Origin of the sequence: Paraglaciecola sp. 25GB23A (assembly GCF_040012495.1) — a bacterium.
GTDB lineage: Bacteria > Pseudomonadota > Gammaproteobacteria > Enterobacterales > Alteromonadaceae > Paraglaciecola.
Genome location: NZ_JBDYKM010000001.1, coordinates 1,169,401 through 1,184,698 on the forward strand (window position 1 = coordinate 1,169,401; position 15,298 = coordinate 1,184,698).

A 15,298-nucleotide genomic window follows, 5' to 3' on the forward strand; every position below is an offset into this window, starting at 1 on the left:
TGAAATGACCGAATCCCCCAACTCGCTCGATGAACTGCGCGTTCAGATTGATAAAATTGACAGCCAGATGGTCGAACTATTAGCGCAAAGAGCTAAAATTACCGCCCAAGTTGGTCAATACAAAAGTCGTGTTGGTTTACCTATTTATGTACCAGAACGCGAAGCTGAATTAATCGCTAAACGTCGAGAGCAAGCCAAGGAGTTTGGGGTTTCTCCTATGTTGGTTGAGGACTTACTACGGCGCATAATGCGCGAGTCGTATCATACCCAAAATGTAAATTATTTATGCACCAGGCCTGACATAAAAAAAATAGTCGTGATTGGCGGTGCAGGAGCATTGGGACGCGTATTTGTCGATATGTTTACTAGAAGTGGCTATCCAGTAAGCATATTAGAGAAAAAGGATTGGCTAAATAGTGCTGATATCTTTAAAGATGCGGGATTAGTGCTGGTTGCCGTACCTATCCAGATGACAACGGAGATTATCGCTAAACTCGATAATCTCCCTGCTGATTGTTTATTAGTGGATATCACCAGTACCAAGCAGAAGCCCTTAGAAGCCATGCTCAAAGTTCACTCCGGACCAGTGCTTGGTTTGCACCCGATGTTTGGCCCAGATGTGCCTAGTTTGGTTAAACAGGTGGTAGTAGTGTGCCATGGTCGTGATCAAGATAAATATCAATGGCTGTTACAACAAATTACTATTTGGGGGGCTATTTTGCAGTACAGTGATGCCAAACAACATGATGACGCCATGGGTTTTATTCAAGTAATGCGGCATTTCTGTAGTTTTGTCTTTGGAGCACACTTAGCTAATGAAAATCCGAATTTAAAACAATTAGTGTCATTAAGTTCACCCATTTATCGTTTAGAATTAGCCATGGTCGGGCGTTTATTTGCTCAAGACCCTGCACTTTATGCCGATATCATTTTTGATAATAAGGATAGTGTGCATTTGTTGACTAAATTTGCCGAACAGTTTGCTCAGGCATTGACCTTAGTAGAAGCAAAAAATAAGGGCGAATTTATTAAGCGCTTCTTTAAAATTGGTTCTTGGTTTGGTGATTATTCAAAACAATCACTCATCGATAGTAAAAAACTATTATTGAAAGCCGATGACGACCGCACATGGAGCGATTAAAATACGAGTTTTGTAGGCCAAAATTTTAGATTAAACGTATACCACTTGCTGTAAAATTTATGGATGAGTTTTAGCTAAACCAAAGTTCATTTTAGAGGAAGTCTGATGTCGTTAAAAATGCGTTTAATCTGGGCAATAGTCTTTATTGTTGTGCTTACTATTGGTCTTCTCAGTTTTATTTCGGTTAATTTGGCAGTAAATCAATCGACTGATTCCTTAACGGCGGCAGTTGAAAAACGCCTGCTCTCGCAAAATGTGCAAACGTCCGAAGCCATTAGTGAATATTTTCACACCATAGAATCTCAAGTAAGAGCGAAAGCTTTTAGCTCAGCCACTGTTGAAGCTGCGCAGTCCTTTATACCTGCCTTTAATAATTACACGGCGGCACGAGGTAATATAAACGCTAGTGAATTAAATAAATTGAAATCGTACTACGATGTTGATTTCACCAACCAATATAAAAAACTGAATTCAGATAATCTGTCGAATGCCAGTAGTGCACTGAGTCAGGTCAGTGATAATGGCCTCGCCTTGCAATTTGACTTTATTGCTAATTCTTCCTTTGAGCTTGGCATGAAAGATGGACTTGTTGATTTAAAACAAAATACTGCTTATGCCAATGCTCATAATAAATTTCATCCAGAATTTAGGAAATTTTTAAACGAGTTTAGCTACTACGATATCTTTATTGCCGATGCTGTATCAGGAAATATTGTTTACAGCGTATTTAAGGAACTCGACTTTGCAACAAGCTTAAAGTCAGGCCCCTATGCAAAAACTGAAATTGGTAAGGTGTTTGAGGCAGCATTGGATGCGAAACCTGAAACCGTTAATTTTAGTTACATAGCCCCTTACTTACCCTCATACAATGCTTTTGCTGGTTTTGTTTCAGCGCCGATTTATGCCAATAATAAAGTGATCGCTGTGCTGATTTTTCAAATGCCGATGGGCAAAATAAATAGCCTGGCAACTCACCATAGCAAATGGAATGAAAGAGGTTTTGGTGAATCAGGTGAAACATATTTTGTGAGTAACAGTGGTTTTTTATTGACTGAAAGTCGGTTTTTTATTGAAGACAAAGACAATTACATTAAGGCTATTGCGGCTAAGTACCCAAAGGAAGCGAAAGAAGTGCAGATAAAAGGCACCTCAATCGGCGTGCAGCCAGTTGAATCATTGTCTGCCCAAAAAGCCTTGGCAGGTGAAAAAGGATTTAAAGTAGTTAAAGATTATCGTGGGGTAGATGTATTTTCTGCTTATTCCCCCCTTAAAATGGGTGATCACATAATAGCTGTTGTTGCTGAAGTCGATGTGGATGAAGCGCTCAGACCGGCTAAAGAGCTGGCTAGGTCTTTAGTTACCTCCACGTTTATACTCGGCATAGGTTTACTCTTTGTAGCCATTCTTATAACTCTTTGGCTGGCCGCTAAGTTGGTTAGCCCGCTAAACCAGTTGGGTAAAACCTGCGATGGCTTAGCGTCAGGCGACGGTGATTTAACCATCAAAATCAATAGCGTTAATATTCCTGAAATAGACCGCATAATTGTTGGCTTCAATATATTTATAAAACAAATACGCGATATTGTTATTCAGTTGAAAAGTGATGCTGATTCTCTGGCCTCAGCGTCTGAAGAACTAAGTAACATTACTAAATCAAGCTTGTCTAAAACAGCACAGCAGCGCGATCAAAGTTTTCTGGTGGCGACAGCCATGAAACAGCTTACGGTTGCGGTTGAAGATGTAAGCAAATCCACCGTTCATACCAATTCACAAAGTTTGCAAGCACAGAAAAGTTTAAATGAGAATATGGAGCGGGCTGACATGGCCGCTGGAAACATTAAATTACTAGTCAGTTTAATTGACGATTCCAGTAAGGTAATTGCTAGCCTAAAAAATGAAGTCAATCAAATAACGTCGTTCTTGAACGTCATTACTAGTATTGCTGACCAAACCAATTTATTAGCCTTAAATGCTGCAATTGAAGCGGCAAGAGCTGGCGAAGCGGGTAGAGGTTTTTCAGTGGTAGCAGACGAAGTCAGAACCCTTGCTACGCGTTCACAGCAAAGCACGGTGGAAATTTCTAAGTTAGTTGAAGTGATGAATGTCTCGGCCACTAAATCAGTACACGCGATGGAACGAGCCACCGCAGCGGCTGATGGTGGCATCCATTTAGTTGATTTAGTGACAACAGCCCTTGACGAACTCTCAGTAAATTTAAAGCAAGTCATTGAGTTATCTGAGATTGTTGCCTCTGCGACTGAAGAGCAGCATCAAACCACCAATTCAGTGTTAGTCAATGTGAACACCATTAGTGGCTTAGCAACAGACGTAGAGTTAGGAGCAAAACACACCAGTCAGGCAGCTGATAGTTTGGCCATAACGGCTGCCCATACTCATTCTTTAGTGGGGCGTTTTAAAGTATAAAGATACTCAAAGTACCATTAAAAAGAGCCATTGTTGGCTCCTTTTTAATGATTAAATAATGCTTAAACCTTAAGTTTTATTGATTGTTTTGTAGGAATTTAATGATTACTCAACAGGGCCACAATCATTTTACGCACTTCTTTTAGTTCAAAGGGTTTGTTACATAAGGCATTAATACCCGTTTGACTAATATTAGCCATATGTAGGCTACTAGATGATTCGCTAGTAACCATAATAATGGGTAGGTGGGCAGTTTCCGGGTTAAAACGAATAAACTCGGAGAGCTCTCGACCATCCATTTCTGGCATATTGTAATCGGTAAAGACCAAATCGAAGGTGTGATCTTTTAGCAAGGTTAGCGCTTCTGCGCCATTTTCAGCTTCCATCACCTGTTGCATACCAAGGCTTTTTAGTACTCGACGGATATGGTTTCTGGCTAACTTACTGTCGTCTACGAGAAGTACTCTAAGTTGCTCTACATCAAATAACTCTAGTTCAAGTTCATCAGCATTAATTAAGTCGAGGGAGGCGTTTAAGGCTTTACTTAGGTTTTCAGTGGTAAAAGGCTTAGGTAATATGGCGGACACTCCAGCTTGTTTGAACTCCTCCAATTTTTCTGAGCGATTTTCACTGGAGACCAACATAAAAGGAATATCTGCAAGATCAGGGTTGTTTTTAACGGGTTTTAGGATGTCTTGGGCGGTGCCATCTTCAAAATACATGGCGCTGACAATAAGGTCGGGGGGGCTTTGACGAATAGCGGCAATAGCTTCTTGAGTACCGCCACATGCCTGAACATGTAATACATTTTCATCAGCCAATTTTTTTATAATAATTTTTCTTTGCGTATCAGATGGTTCAACCAAAATAATACTTAGATCTGCTAAAGATAACTGCCTCATCAATACTCCGCTTTAATTTTTATAAATTAGCCGCCAGCCAACTTGACATTATGACCAAGTTTTTCAAGTACGAGCTTAATTTTGTCTCTATTATCGCCCTGAATTTCTATAATACCATCTTTTATCGAGCCGCCAGTACCGCATAGTTTTTTGAGAGAAGTGCACAGTGTTTTAAACTCGGCATCTGTCATACTTAAACCACTAATCGTGGTTACGCCTTTGCCGTTGCGCCCCTTAGTTTCTCGTCTGATGCGGACAATGCCATCCGACTTGGCAGTGGGCTTTGTTTGAACTTGAGGTTTTATGCGGCCAACATCAGTGCTATAAACCAAATTATTGTTACTCATACCATTTACCTAAAAATTGTGCCTTGTTAATAAACCCCTTTATTGTATTAAAAAAGCCGGAAACTTTATAGGCAAAGTCGTTAAACTGTTATTTAATACTGTCCTGTAGTTTTATATCATAAGTTGGAGTAGACAATGAGTTTAGACAAAGAATTCGCTGATGATGGTAAGCAACTTACTATTTACCTCGAAGAAAAGTTTGATTTTAGTAAAGTTCAAGACTTTCGTATTGCTTATAGTGAAGACACAGATAAATTAAACACAGTTATTATCAATCTACAAAAAACAGAATATATGGATAGCTCAGCGCTCGGCATGCTGCTTAATATGCATCGCAGTTTAAGCAGTAAAGTCCGTTCTTTTCAAATTGTTAAATGCCGCCCGCAAGTCTTAAAAATATTGCAGATCGCCCGTTTTGATAAAAAATTCGATATTTCTTAAGGTTAGAAGGCTGTTATGCGCATTTTAGTGGTCGATGACGATACCTTAAATCGGTTTTTATTAGTCCATATGCTTGAGCAACAAGGTTATGTTGATTGTTATGAAGCCGAAAATGGCTTTGAGGCAATAACCTTAGCGAAAAGAATCAAACCCGATTTAGTGTTACTCGACATCGTGATGCCCGTTATGGATGGTTTTGAAGCGGCCCCGAAATTAAAACGATTGGCGGGAGACGCGCATTTACCCATTATCTTTATCAGTTCAATAGAAGATGATGAAACCCTAGCTCGCTGTTTGGAAGTAGGCGGGGATGACTTTGTCAATAAACCATTTAATCGGATTATACTAGCCGCAAAAATTCGGGCTCATGCGCGAACTCGATTACTCAGTAAAAAAATTATCGAACAAAATCAACAACTCTCCTTTTACCGCAATGCTATTGAGCGTGAGCATAAAATTGTAGAACATATTTTTGCTAATGCCTTAAAAGTCGCTCCGGAGTTAAATGCCATTATCGATTTTGTATTAGAGCCAGCCGGTGACTTTAATGGTGATATGTTTTTGACTCACGCTAGCCCTAGTGGTGGGCTATATTTTTTAATTGGAGACTTTACTGGACACGGACTAGCAGCTGCTATCGGCGCATTGCCTGTAGCCAAAGCATTTCATACTATGTCGAGCAAGGGCTTGTCGGTAATGGAAATGACAGAGACACTTAATGCAACTCTATTAGAATTATTACCGGAAGAAATGTTTTTTGCCGCAATATTGGTTGAAATAAACCACAGTGGTAAACAAATAGATGTTTGGAATGGTGGCATGCCTGAGATGATGTTGCAGAATCAAGGAGGCAAAATTGTTAAAAGGTTTACATCAAAACATATGGCACTAGGCATTTTAAACAAGGATGAATTTGAATGTGATATCGAACGATTTGATGCTCAATATGGCGATCGTTTAATAGGCTTTAGTGATGGTGCGGTAGAGGCAATGAACGAGCAAGGTCAAATGCTAACGGATACAGGCATAGAATCTTGGCTTATCGCTGAGCCACTCGCTAACGTTAAATCTATCTTGGGCAAAATCCAGGCGTTTGAGGGCAGCAATCTGCGCAAAGACGATGTGACATTGGTTATCTATACGTGTCAAGAATTGAAACCCATTACCCAAGTACCACTTGCTTCTCAATTACCGATTAAATTTGAACTTTGTTTAGATCATCAGCTTATTAAGTCACAAGAGCCCATTATTGAGTTGATTCGTTTATTGACCAATCAACTGGGACTCTATGGTATACATTCAGAGCTGTTTACCGTCATTAGTGAGCTTTATAACAATGCTGTCGATCACGGTATCCTAGAATTAGACTCAAATTTGAAAAATACCGACGAAGGTTTTTTTGAATACTTTAGTATTAGGCAAGAAAAACTAGAGAAATTATCCAATGGCACCGTTAATCTTGTGGTGCATTATCTGCCTATTGAAGGCACATTACATATTCAAGTAAGTGATTCTGGTAAGGGATTTGATCCCTCAATACTAAAAAAATCGTGTGAACATGACGATTCTTTCGGTCGTGGATTGCCTATGCTTAGAGAGCTATGCCAATCAGTAGAGCATTTAGATGCTGGCCGTACAGTTAATGTTGTATTTAAAATATAGGAAACCCATGCAGTTAAATATTCGAGTAGCCCAAGATAAAGATATCTCCGCCTTAGTTGAATTCAATCAAAACATGGCTTTTGAAACCGAGCAAAAACATCTCGATTCAGAGGTCTTAAGCAAAGGGGTAGGGGCACTTGTTGCCGACTCTAACAAAGGTTTTTATTTAGTTGCTGAATTAGATGCTCAAGTCGTAGGCAGCTTGATGGTGACAACTGAATGGAGCGATTGGCGTAACGCGGTTTTTTGGTGGATTCAAAGTGTTTACATCGTACCGAACTTTAGACGTAGAGGCATTTATGCCCAATTGTATGCCAAAGTAAAAGCGCTAGCCGAAGAGCAAGGGAATATCTGCGGATTTAGACTTTATGTTGAAAAAGACAATACTGTTGCTCAGAGTACTTATACTGCATTAGGCATGCATGAAAGCCATTATTTAATGTTTGAAGAGTAAATTATTTTTCTAGAATGATTTGTATTTTCTTGAGCTTAAGCTCAATAGTGACTTGATAATTATCCATTCATACCCACGTTTTAAATTGGGCTTTAGATCGAAGGTGTAGTGATAACTTCGATCTAAAGCCCTTATTTCACTCCTCGTCTTATGAGTAAGTTATTATGTATAAACAAATCCAAAATTGGTTTACTAGTCAGTGGGAGATCAATGCTCAAACGGAACAAAATAATAATATTGAACTGGCAACTGCAGTTCTGTTATACGAAGTTATGCGTGCAGATCGGGAATTTGCTGAGTCAGAACAAATAAGTTATCGACAACAACTTAACCAGCATTTTAGCTTAAGTGACAGTGAGTTAGAGCAGCTTTGTACAATGAGCCAAGATCAAGCTGAAGACGCCGTTGATTTTCAGCAGTTTACTAGTGTATTAAATGCGCGGTGTCAGCCAGAACAAAAAAGAGCCATTTTAGACTCTTTATGGACCGTGGCTTTTGCTGACCGTGTATTGACTCCCGATGAAGATTATACCATCCGAAAAATTGCAGAACTGCTATACATCCCCCACAGTCAATTTATTCAAAGTAAACTCGCCATACAGGACAATACGTCTAAAAATTAGCCGTGGTCGCAGATTAAAGACTAGCTAACTAATTGATATTAAAGCAATTAATATTGAATCTCCTAGCGAAGTCGCAAATTTCATACATAATAGGCCTGAGTGCGGACATATTGCTCTGTATATTTTCAGATGAATGAAAAAATTAGTCTAAGTCATTGAAAGTAAATTGAAAAATAATTGTGGCACAGAGCCTGATATCAAAGGTAACTAAGCACACTGCTCTTGACCGGTTCCTCAAGACGTTTGCATGGATAGCGAGTGTGGTGAAGCGTATCGACAAAGCGTTTCTAAATTATTAATAGCAATGGCGTTTGCTATTAATGATGTCTATACGTTTGATAACTTTGCATCAGTTATTAAGTGTGGCAAGGACGCCTATTTTACCTGTTCGCCTAGTGAGGGCTTCAAGTAATATTTATTGAAGTTACAAGTAAATTTGCTAAAAGGACGTAATATGCGAAATCAATTTGCTAAAAATATAACTTATCTAAGGATTTTAATTTTTTTCAATTTGCTACTGAGTTTTACAGTGAGTGCAAATGAAGATTTGATTAAAAAATTGGACCAAAATCAAGATGGTTTGATTAGTATTAAAGAATCTGTCGCTGATCCGAATTTATTAGCTATTTTTGGTTCGATTGACCGCAATTTTGATGGTTTCATCACCAAGTTAGAGTTAGAGCAATTTGTTAAAATTAACAATAATCTGCAAGTAGCGAGTAATTAATAAGGCATGATCCGTTTCCAACATAAAGATCGACTTGTACGATCTTTTTTTATTATGCAGACTGCACTCCTTTGAAATCAATGATTGGACTGGCAATGCAACTTGGCTCTTTGCGCCAACTCACTGTAGTGAGTTTTATTTTAGTTTTAGTTCCCTTATTAATGCTTTTGACATACAGCCAATTCACCTTAAGCAAGATGGGGCGAATCGCCAATTCTGAAGCTGAGTATTCCGTCGCTGTTGTTAGACGCCTGAGTAAAATGGAAGGTTTATCGGTTGATATAGAGCGCTTATTTAAACAGTACAACGTATTACACAATGTCGCGCTTAAAAACTTAGCCGAAAAATCCATAGAACGTTTTGTCGAATTACAAGTGCTAGTATGTAGTGAATTAAGTGAGAAACAAAGTTGTAATCATCTCTCAGAGAGGCTTGAATGGCTGGAATTGTATGCGGGTGATCAGGACCAACTATTACTCGATGCGCAATTGGCAGAATTTAAAGTCAACCTAGCAGATTTATCAGATCAGATAGAATCAATGTTAGATTTGCGAATTTTGGCGCAGCAAGACTATGTCAATTCAGTCTTACAAATCCAAGTATGGTTAACGATTATTTTAGTGGGTATTTCATTATTACTGATTATTTTTGGTACGCGAATCATACTAAGGCCGGTTGAAAAGTTGGAGATGGTTATTCGTGCTATTTCGAAGCAGGAAAGTGACCTACCCTCTATTTCTAAATCTGGACCAAAAGAGTTGATTGTATTAGAACACAAGTTGCATCAATTAGCGGCACGCTTGGTACAACTTGAAAACTTGCGTCACGCCCTGCTCAGACACGCTTCTCATGAACTTAAGACACCATTGGCCAGTATTAAAGAAGGTTGTTCTTTACTGAGCGAACAGGTAGTTGGACAGCTCAACCCTCAGCAAGCAGAAGTGGTTTCGCTGCTTAACATCAGTACTGAACGCTTAAATTTATTAATAGTACAGTTGCTCGATTACAATTTATTATTACAACAAGCAAAACCCGTTTTTGAGTTAATTGATACTCAGCGGTTGTTTAAGGACTTTATTACCGACAACAGTTTGGCTATCCAGCAGAATAACAACGTTCTTGAGCTGAATATTGACATAGAGACTATTTTTGCCGATGCCCATCTAATCCGAAGGATATTAGATAATTTATTATCAAATGCTTTGGCCCATGGCAGTAAAGGGCGGCCTATTTCTTTGCACTTGTATAGTCAGCAAGATGTGCAAATTTTAGAAGTGGCAAATCGTGGTCAACGTGTACCACTAGAGATGCGTCAATCTTTATTTCAACCTTTCAGTCGGGGTAACAGCAAACGTAATGATCGGGTAGTCGGGTCTGGATTAGGTCTATCTATCGTTGCGGATTGTGCGCGTATGATGCACGGCAAAGCTGAAATTATTGATATTGAACAAGCAGATTTTTGTGTAAGGGTGACTATCCCTACAAATGGAGAAAGTATATGACATGGCGTTTAGGCTTGGGTTTTTTGGTATTAACTTCACTCACTGGCTGCGAGTTATTGCCCAATAAAAACATGGAACAAAAAGGTGTTTTTAATAGTGAAATCGAGCAAGAGCCAGTCAGTTTCTGTGTGTCTGATTCAAATGAAGCTCTGTTTGAACACAACTGTAATATTGCATTTTGGTTAAATTATCGCAGCACGCTAGAAAAACTGACTTGGTCACAACGTAAAAAAGAAATAGAACAACTTGGGGCTGATGATAATGCCCTTCTGAAAAAAATCCTGTTAAGTCAAGGTAAAGAAACACCTTATAACGATAGGCTGCGCGCGCAAAGTTGGGTAGATAGCATCTTACCTCAGCTGAGCACTGAGATGAGGCAATTTCTAAGGGTTATGGTTTATCAACCTAGTCAAGATTTGCTTGAATTAGAATCAGCGTTAGTCACATTAGGCAGATTAAATAGCAATTTGTCACAAGCCAACGAAGAACAGAAATTAATGATTGAAAAACAAAAAAGTCAAATAGAACAATTGTTGAAAATAGAAGCGTCAATTATGGCGAATGACAACGGAGATAAACGATGAGCCAACAAGAAATAGTTCAACCCAGTGTATTGTTGGTTGATGATGACGAAAGTTTGTTGCGACTCATGGCAATCAGATTACGTGGTGAAGGTTATGCTGTGCAAAGTGCCGAAAGTGGCAAAGAGGCACTGCGAATGCTGAATACCTTAAATGTTGATGTGGTACTAAGTGATTTGCGCATGCCTGGACTAGATGGGCTCAGTTTGTTTGAAGAAATTATGTCTATTGGTAAAGATATTCCGGTAATCCTAATGACGGCCCACGGCACTATACAAGACGCGGTAGAAGCAACTCAACGAGGCGTTTTCGGATTTTTAACTAAACCAATTGATCACGATGAGTTAAGAGCATTATTAAAAAAGGCGGTGAGCCAAACGCAGACCTTGCAAAAAGGCCAGTGGTGCGAACAGATCATCACACGCTCATTGCATATGGAACAATTACTTGATCAGGCTTATCGGGTCGCTCAGCGTGACGTCAGTGTGCTTATCAGCGGTGCAAGCGGCACCGGTAAAGAATTACTTGCCAATGCTATTCATAAAGCCAGTAAACGAGCCAATAAACCCTTTGTTGCCATTAACTGTGGTGCTTTACCGGAGAATTTGCTTGAAAGTGAGTTGTTTGGCCATGCGAAGGGCTCGTTTACCGGCGCCGTAAATGAACATCAAGGTCTATTTAAGGAAGCAGATGGAGGCACCTTATTCCTTGACGAGATTGGTGATATGCCTATTTCATTGCAAGTGAAATTACTGCGCGCCTTACAAGAACAAATGATTAGACCTGTTGGTAGCAGCAAACAAATACCCATCAACGTTAGAGTAATATCAGCGACACATAGAAATCTAAGTACGGAAATGGAAGAGGGGAATTTTAGAGAGGACCTATATTACCGTTTAAATGTGGTTAACATTACCTTGCCCAGTTTGCGTGAACGTTCAGAAGATATCCCACTGTTAGCCCGCTATTTGCTGAAGAAAAGTGGCGAGCGGCATGAGGTCAGAGTCAGTCGTTTTTCAGATGATGCCATGCAGTTACTCACTACTTGTTTATGGCCGGGTAATGTTAGGCAATTGGTTAATGTGGTTGAACAATGTGTTGCATTAACTCAAACATCGGTTATCGCATCACATCTTGTTGAACAGGCATTATCCGCTTCAGAGCAAAAATGGCCTACTTTAACCGAAGCTCGCGATGCATTTGAGCAACAATATTTGCTTAAGTTACTTAAAATGACAGATGGTAACGTTACTCGTGCTGCCGAGCTGGCAGGCCGAAATCGTACCGATATGCATAAGTTGATGAAGAAGCATGATTTGCATTCGGGTGATTTTAAACGAGATTGAGTTAAATTGCGTCAGCGCTCAATTGACTAAAACCGCTGGTCTTTAAGTATAACTTGCTTACAATATCGGCCTTTTGCGATGTGGGAAGTATAATTAGTAATGCGTATAGCCTTAGGTGTGGAGTATGACGGAGGTGCTTTTTATGGCTGGCAACGGCAACAATCTGTCATTACTGTTCAACAGTTAGTAGAAGAAGGGCTAAGTAAAATAGCCAACCATCCGGTTAAGGTCACCTGTGCTGGACGCACCGATGCTGGAGTGCATGCTACCAGTCAGGTGATTCATTTTGATACTGACAGTGTGCGCCATCCAAGCGCGTGGACCATAGGCATTAACGGCTTTCTGCCTGAAACGGTTAGCATTCGCTGGTTTAAAGAGACGAATGATGATTTTCATGCGCGTTTTTCTGCCACCGCACGCCGCTATCGTTACATTATTCATAACAGTAGGTTGCGCAGCGCCATACTAGCCCGCGGCGTGACGACTCATTTTGCACCGCTTGATCATGAGTTAATGCACGAAGCTGCACAATATTTAGTGGGTAAACAGGATTTTAGTGCTTTTCGCGCGGTAAATTGCCAAGCCAATACTCCCGTTCGAACCCTCTCCCACATTAATATTTCTCGCCTTGGGGACTATGTTATTATTGACGTTAAAGCCAATGCGTTTTTGCATCATATGGTCAGAAATATTACAGGCTCCTTGTTGTTAATTGGCAGCGGTGATAAGCCAGTAGATTGGCTTAAAACATTGCTCGAGACAAAAGACCGGACTAAGGCGGGCGCTACGGCTAAACCCAATGGTTTGTATTTAGTCGATGTTACCTATCCGCAAAAGTTTGATTTACCGCGCACACCCTTAGGGCCGTTGTTCTTACCTGACTAACTTCTAAGACCAGTTTTATTTTCGTAAAGACAGCATGTTGTGCTTTAATATCGGGCAAACGAGCCAGTAGGCTAAGAAAAAATTTAAACCATTACCCCTGCTGATTGTCACAGAAACGCGTTCGGCAAATTAGGATTCAGATATGAGTTGGATAGATAAAGTATTAACCCGCACCAAATCGACCACCAAAAGTAATGTGCCTGAAGGTATTTGGACAAAATGCGGTGAATGTGATGCGGTGTTGTATAAGTCTGAATTAGAAAAACAGTTAGGGGTTTGCCCCAAATGTAACCATCACATGCGTATCAGTGCTCGTGTGCGTATTAATAGTTTTTTAGATCAAAATGATCGGGTTGAATTAGGCGCTAATTTAGAACCGCAAGATTTATTAAAGTTTAAGGATTCTAAACGCTATAAAGAGCGATTAATTGCCGCACAAAAAGCCACCAACGAAAAAGATGCCTTAGTGGTGATGCAAGGCAAACTAAAAGGCATGCCAGTGGTAACAGCCGCCTTTGAGTTCGCTTTTATGGGTGGTTCTATGGCTTCGGTGGTAGGGGCCCGGTTTGTGGTTGCTGTTGAAGCGTGTTTGAAAAACAATATGCCACTGGTTTGTTTCTCAACAAGTGGCGGCGCACGTATGCAAGAAGCCTTGTTGTCGCTAATGCAAATGGCCAAAACCAGTGCTGCTTTAGCAAAAATGAGTGAACAAGGTCTACCTTATATATCTGTATTAACCGACCCGACAATGGGCGGGGTATCGGCAAGTTTAGCCATGTTAGGCGATATTAATGTTGCCGAACCGAAAGCATTAATTGGTTTCGCCGGACCGCGCGTGATTGAACAAACGGTGCGTGAAACTCTGCCGGCTGGTTTTCAGCGCAGTGAATTTTTGTTAGAAAAAGGTGCTATTGATATCATTATTGATCGTCGAGAAATGCGCGACAGATTGCACGGCATTTTATCGAATCTGCACCATCAACATCACTAATGCAAAACGACATTCTCCAAAAAACTGCCCAACAGGCAGCTTGGTCCATCGAGCAATGGCTGAGCTATCTTAGCGAAATCCACCCTAAGAATATTGAAATGGGGCTTGAAAGGGTTGCTCAGGTCTTTAACGCTTTACAATTAGATTTTAGTGGTAAAACGGTAATAACCGTAGCCGGAACAAATGGCAAGGGAACCACATGCGCGATGATAGAGCAGGCTTTGCTGTTACACGACAAACAAGTCTCGGTATTTAGCTCTCCACACTTAATCGATTATCGCGAGCGAGTCAGAGTTCAGGGGCAAATGTTAAGTACTGCAAAGCACTGTGCTGCCTTTGCTAAAATCGAGCAAGCGAGAGGCGATATTTTACTCACTTATTTTGAATTTGGCACACTACAAGCTTTGCAACTGATGGCTGAAGCCGATTCTGATTATCTTTTGTTGGAAGTAGGTTTGGGGGGCAGATTAGATGCGGTCAATATTATTGATGCCAATATCGCCGTTATTACCAGTATTGACCTCGATCATCAAGAATGGTTAGGCACTACACGCGAGGCGATTGCAGTGGAAAAGGCCGGGGTTTTCCGTCCTAATATCCCCGTTGTCATCGGCGAGCCATTACCACCTAATAGCCTAATTAAAGCTACCCAAGACTATGCTGTTAAAGCCAGTTGGCAAGGTCATGAGTTTGATTATGAACTCAATAACGGCGTTTTTTCTTGGCACAATGACCTTTATCATTTGGCCCAACTTCCTGCACCGTTTATTCCTGCACAAAATGCCTCAACAGCTCTTCAGGTTTTATCTCTTTTGGGCATACAATTACACCATGACTTGGTTAAACAGTTATTTAAAAATACGCGTTTGCATGGTCGGCGGCAGATTATTCAGCAACAGCCAACTATTATGTTAGATGTGGCTCATAACCCTCATGCAACCAGATTATTGGCAAAGGAAATAGCCGAGCTTGACTGTCGACGTGTAATTGCCGTAGTGGGCATGCTGGCTGACAAAGATATTAGTCAAAGCCTAGCTCCATTGATGCCAGTGGTAGACTATTGGTATTGTGGGTCATTAAGTGTTCCGCGTGGAGCGCCAGCCCAAAAGTTAGTTTCTGTATTAAGCGAAGCAAAAAAGGTGTTAGAATTTGAATCTGTTTCTGCTGCCTTCATTGCAGCCTGCAAAAAAGCACAAAAGGATGATTTTATTTTGGTTTTTGGTTCATTTTACTCTGTAGCAGAAGTATTAACTGCGTATAAGGCAGCTTAAG

Annotated in this window: 15 protein-coding genes; 13 read left to right on the forward strand and 2 right to left on the reverse strand. The window is 40.3% G+C overall.

The annotated features are described in order from the left end of the window. Positions 1-4 precede the first annotated feature (4 nt). Together tyrA and ABKW31_RS04975 are read left to right on the forward strand one after the other, a co-directional pair. The gene (gene tyrA / locus ABKW31_RS04970) at positions 5-1,141 is read left to right on the forward strand and encodes a bifunctional chorismate mutase/prephenate dehydrogenase (protein ID WP_348615116.1); all 1,137 of its coding nucleotides are present in this window, start codon (positions 5-7) and stop codon (positions 1,139-1,141) included. A 105-nt stretch (positions 1,142-1,246) separates the two neighbouring features. After that, a complete protein-coding gene (locus ABKW31_RS04975) occupies positions 1,247-3,565 on the forward strand; it encodes a methyl-accepting chemotaxis protein (protein ID WP_348615117.1) in 2,319 nt (772 codons plus the stop codon). A 98-nt stretch (positions 3,566-3,663) separates the two neighbouring features. Here the strand turns inward: ABKW31_RS04975 and ABKW31_RS04980 are convergent, their stop codons facing one another. After that, positions 3,664-4,467: a response regulator gene (locus ABKW31_RS04980; RefSeq protein ID WP_348615119.1), complete on the reverse strand. Its 804-nt coding sequence runs from the start codon at positions 4,465-4,467 to the stop codon at positions 3,664-3,666. Between the two features lie 26 nt (positions 4,468-4,493). Further along, complete coding sequence (yciH, locus tag ABKW31_RS04985; protein ID WP_348615120.1) at positions 4,494-4,814, reverse strand: stress response translation initiation inhibitor YciH; 321 nt, start codon at positions 4,812-4,814, stop codon at positions 4,494-4,496. A 135-nt stretch (positions 4,815-4,949) separates the two neighbouring features. On the opposite strand from yciH, the gene ABKW31_RS04990 reads away from it, so the two are divergent. From ABKW31_RS04990 to folC, 11 genes are all read left to right on the forward strand, one after another. Further along, entirely contained in the window at positions 4,950-5,255 is a 306-nt protein-coding gene (locus ABKW31_RS04990) for an STAS domain-containing protein (RefSeq protein ID WP_348615121.1), read from the forward strand. A 15-nt stretch (positions 5,256-5,270) separates the two neighbouring features. Beyond that, the gene (locus tag ABKW31_RS04995; protein WP_348615122.1) at positions 5,271-6,917 is read left to right on the forward strand and encodes a fused response regulator/phosphatase; all 1,647 of its coding nucleotides are present in this window, start codon (positions 5,271-5,273) and stop codon (positions 6,915-6,917) included. A 7-nt stretch (positions 6,918-6,924) separates the two neighbouring features. Continuing rightward, positions 6,925-7,371, forward strand: coding sequence for a GNAT family N-acetyltransferase (locus ABKW31_RS05000; RefSeq protein ID WP_348615123.1), 447 nt, complete (start codon positions 6,925-6,927; stop codon positions 7,369-7,371). A 164-nt stretch (positions 7,372-7,535) separates the two neighbouring features. Further along, on the forward strand, positions 7,536-7,994 hold the full coding sequence (locus tag ABKW31_RS05005) for a TerB family tellurite resistance protein (RefSeq protein WP_348615124.1): 459 nt from the start codon (positions 7,536-7,538) through the stop codon (positions 7,992-7,994). 529 nt (positions 7,995-8,523) lie between these two features. Beyond that, positions 8,524-8,721 carry a hypothetical protein gene (locus ABKW31_RS05010; protein ID WP_348615125.1) on the forward strand — a complete coding sequence of 66 codons (198 nt, stop codon included), beginning with the start codon at positions 8,524-8,526 and terminating at the stop codon, positions 8,719-8,721. 80 nt (positions 8,722-8,801) lie between these two features. After that, entirely contained in the window at positions 8,802-10,223 is a 1,422-nt protein-coding gene (locus tag ABKW31_RS05015) for a HAMP domain-containing sensor histidine kinase (protein WP_348615206.1), read from the forward strand. Then, positions 10,220-10,807 carry a hypothetical protein gene (locus ABKW31_RS05020; RefSeq protein ID WP_348615126.1) on the forward strand — a complete coding sequence of 196 codons (588 nt, stop codon included), beginning with the start codon at positions 10,220-10,222 and terminating at the stop codon, positions 10,805-10,807. Before ABKW31_RS05015 ends, ABKW31_RS05020 begins: the two co-directional genes overlap by 4 nt. Beyond that, a complete protein-coding gene (locus ABKW31_RS05025; protein ID WP_348615127.1) occupies positions 10,804-12,150 on the forward strand; it encodes a sigma 54-interacting transcriptional regulator in 1,347 nt (448 codons plus the stop codon). Before ABKW31_RS05020 ends, ABKW31_RS05025 begins: the two co-directional genes overlap by 4 nt. Positions 12,151-12,249: 99 nt before the next feature. Continuing rightward, complete coding sequence (gene truA, locus ABKW31_RS05030) at positions 12,250-13,035, forward strand: tRNA pseudouridine(38-40) synthase TruA (RefSeq protein WP_348615128.1); 786 nt, start codon at positions 12,250-12,252, stop codon at positions 13,033-13,035. Positions 13,036-13,177: 142 nt separating this feature from the next. Beyond that, entirely contained in the window at positions 13,178-14,026 is an 849-nt protein-coding gene (accD, locus tag ABKW31_RS05035) for an acetyl-CoA carboxylase, carboxyltransferase subunit beta (protein WP_348615129.1), read from the forward strand. Next, the gene (gene folC / locus ABKW31_RS05040) at positions 14,026-15,297 is read left to right on the forward strand and encodes a bifunctional tetrahydrofolate synthase/dihydrofolate synthase (protein WP_348615130.1); all 1,272 of its coding nucleotides are present in this window, start codon (positions 14,026-14,028) and stop codon (positions 15,295-15,297) included. The genes accD and folC overlap by 1 nt, the downstream gene beginning before the upstream one ends. Position 15,298: the final 1 nt, after the last annotated feature.

What these genes read in the sequence shown, in the direction of transcription:
- ABKW31_RS04980 (WP_348615119.1), bottom strand. Translation starts at nt 4,467, where the DNA reads ATGAGGCAGTTATCTTTAGCAGATCTAAGTATTATTTTGGTTGAACCA.
- ABKW31_RS04990 (WP_348615121.1), top strand. Translation starts at nt 4,950, where the DNA reads ATGAGTTTAGACAAAGAATTCGCTGATGATGGTAAGCAACTTACTATT.
- truA (WP_348615128.1), top strand. Translation starts at nt 12,250, where the DNA reads ATGCGTATAGCCTTAGGTGTGGAGTATGACGGAGGTGCTTTTTATGGC.
- ABKW31_RS05015 (WP_348615206.1), top strand. Translation starts at nt 8,802, where the DNA reads ATGATTGGACTGGCAATGCAACTTGGCTCTTTGCGCCAACTCACTGTA.
- tyrA (WP_348615116.1), top strand. Translation starts at nt 5, where the DNA reads ATGACCGAATCCCCCAACTCGCTCGATGAACTGCGCGTTCAGATTGAT.
- ABKW31_RS05000 (WP_348615123.1), top strand. Translation starts at nt 6,925, where the DNA reads ATGCAGTTAAATATTCGAGTAGCCCAAGATAAAGATATCTCCGCCTTA.
- accD (WP_348615129.1), top strand. Translation starts at nt 13,178, where the DNA reads ATGAGTTGGATAGATAAAGTATTAACCCGCACCAAATCGACCACCAAA.
- ABKW31_RS05025 (WP_348615127.1), top strand. Translation starts at nt 10,804, where the DNA reads ATGAGCCAACAAGAAATAGTTCAACCCAGTGTATTGTTGGTTGATGAT.
- ABKW31_RS04995 (WP_348615122.1), top strand. Translation starts at nt 5,271, where the DNA reads ATGCGCATTTTAGTGGTCGATGACGATACCTTAAATCGGTTTTTATTA.
- ABKW31_RS05005 (WP_348615124.1), top strand. Translation starts at nt 7,536, where the DNA reads ATGTATAAACAAATCCAAAATTGGTTTACTAGTCAGTGGGAGATCAAT.
- ABKW31_RS05020 (WP_348615126.1), top strand. Translation starts at nt 10,220, where the DNA reads ATGACATGGCGTTTAGGCTTGGGTTTTTTGGTATTAACTTCACTCACT.
- folC (WP_348615130.1), top strand. Translation starts at nt 14,026, where the DNA reads ATGCAAAACGACATTCTCCAAAAAACTGCCCAACAGGCAGCTTGGTCC.
- ABKW31_RS04975 (WP_348615117.1), top strand. Translation starts at nt 1,247, where the DNA reads ATGTCGTTAAAAATGCGTTTAATCTGGGCAATAGTCTTTATTGTTGTG.
- yciH (WP_348615120.1), bottom strand. Translation starts at nt 4,814, where the DNA reads ATGAGTAACAATAATTTGGTTTATAGCACTGATGTTGGCCGCATAAAA.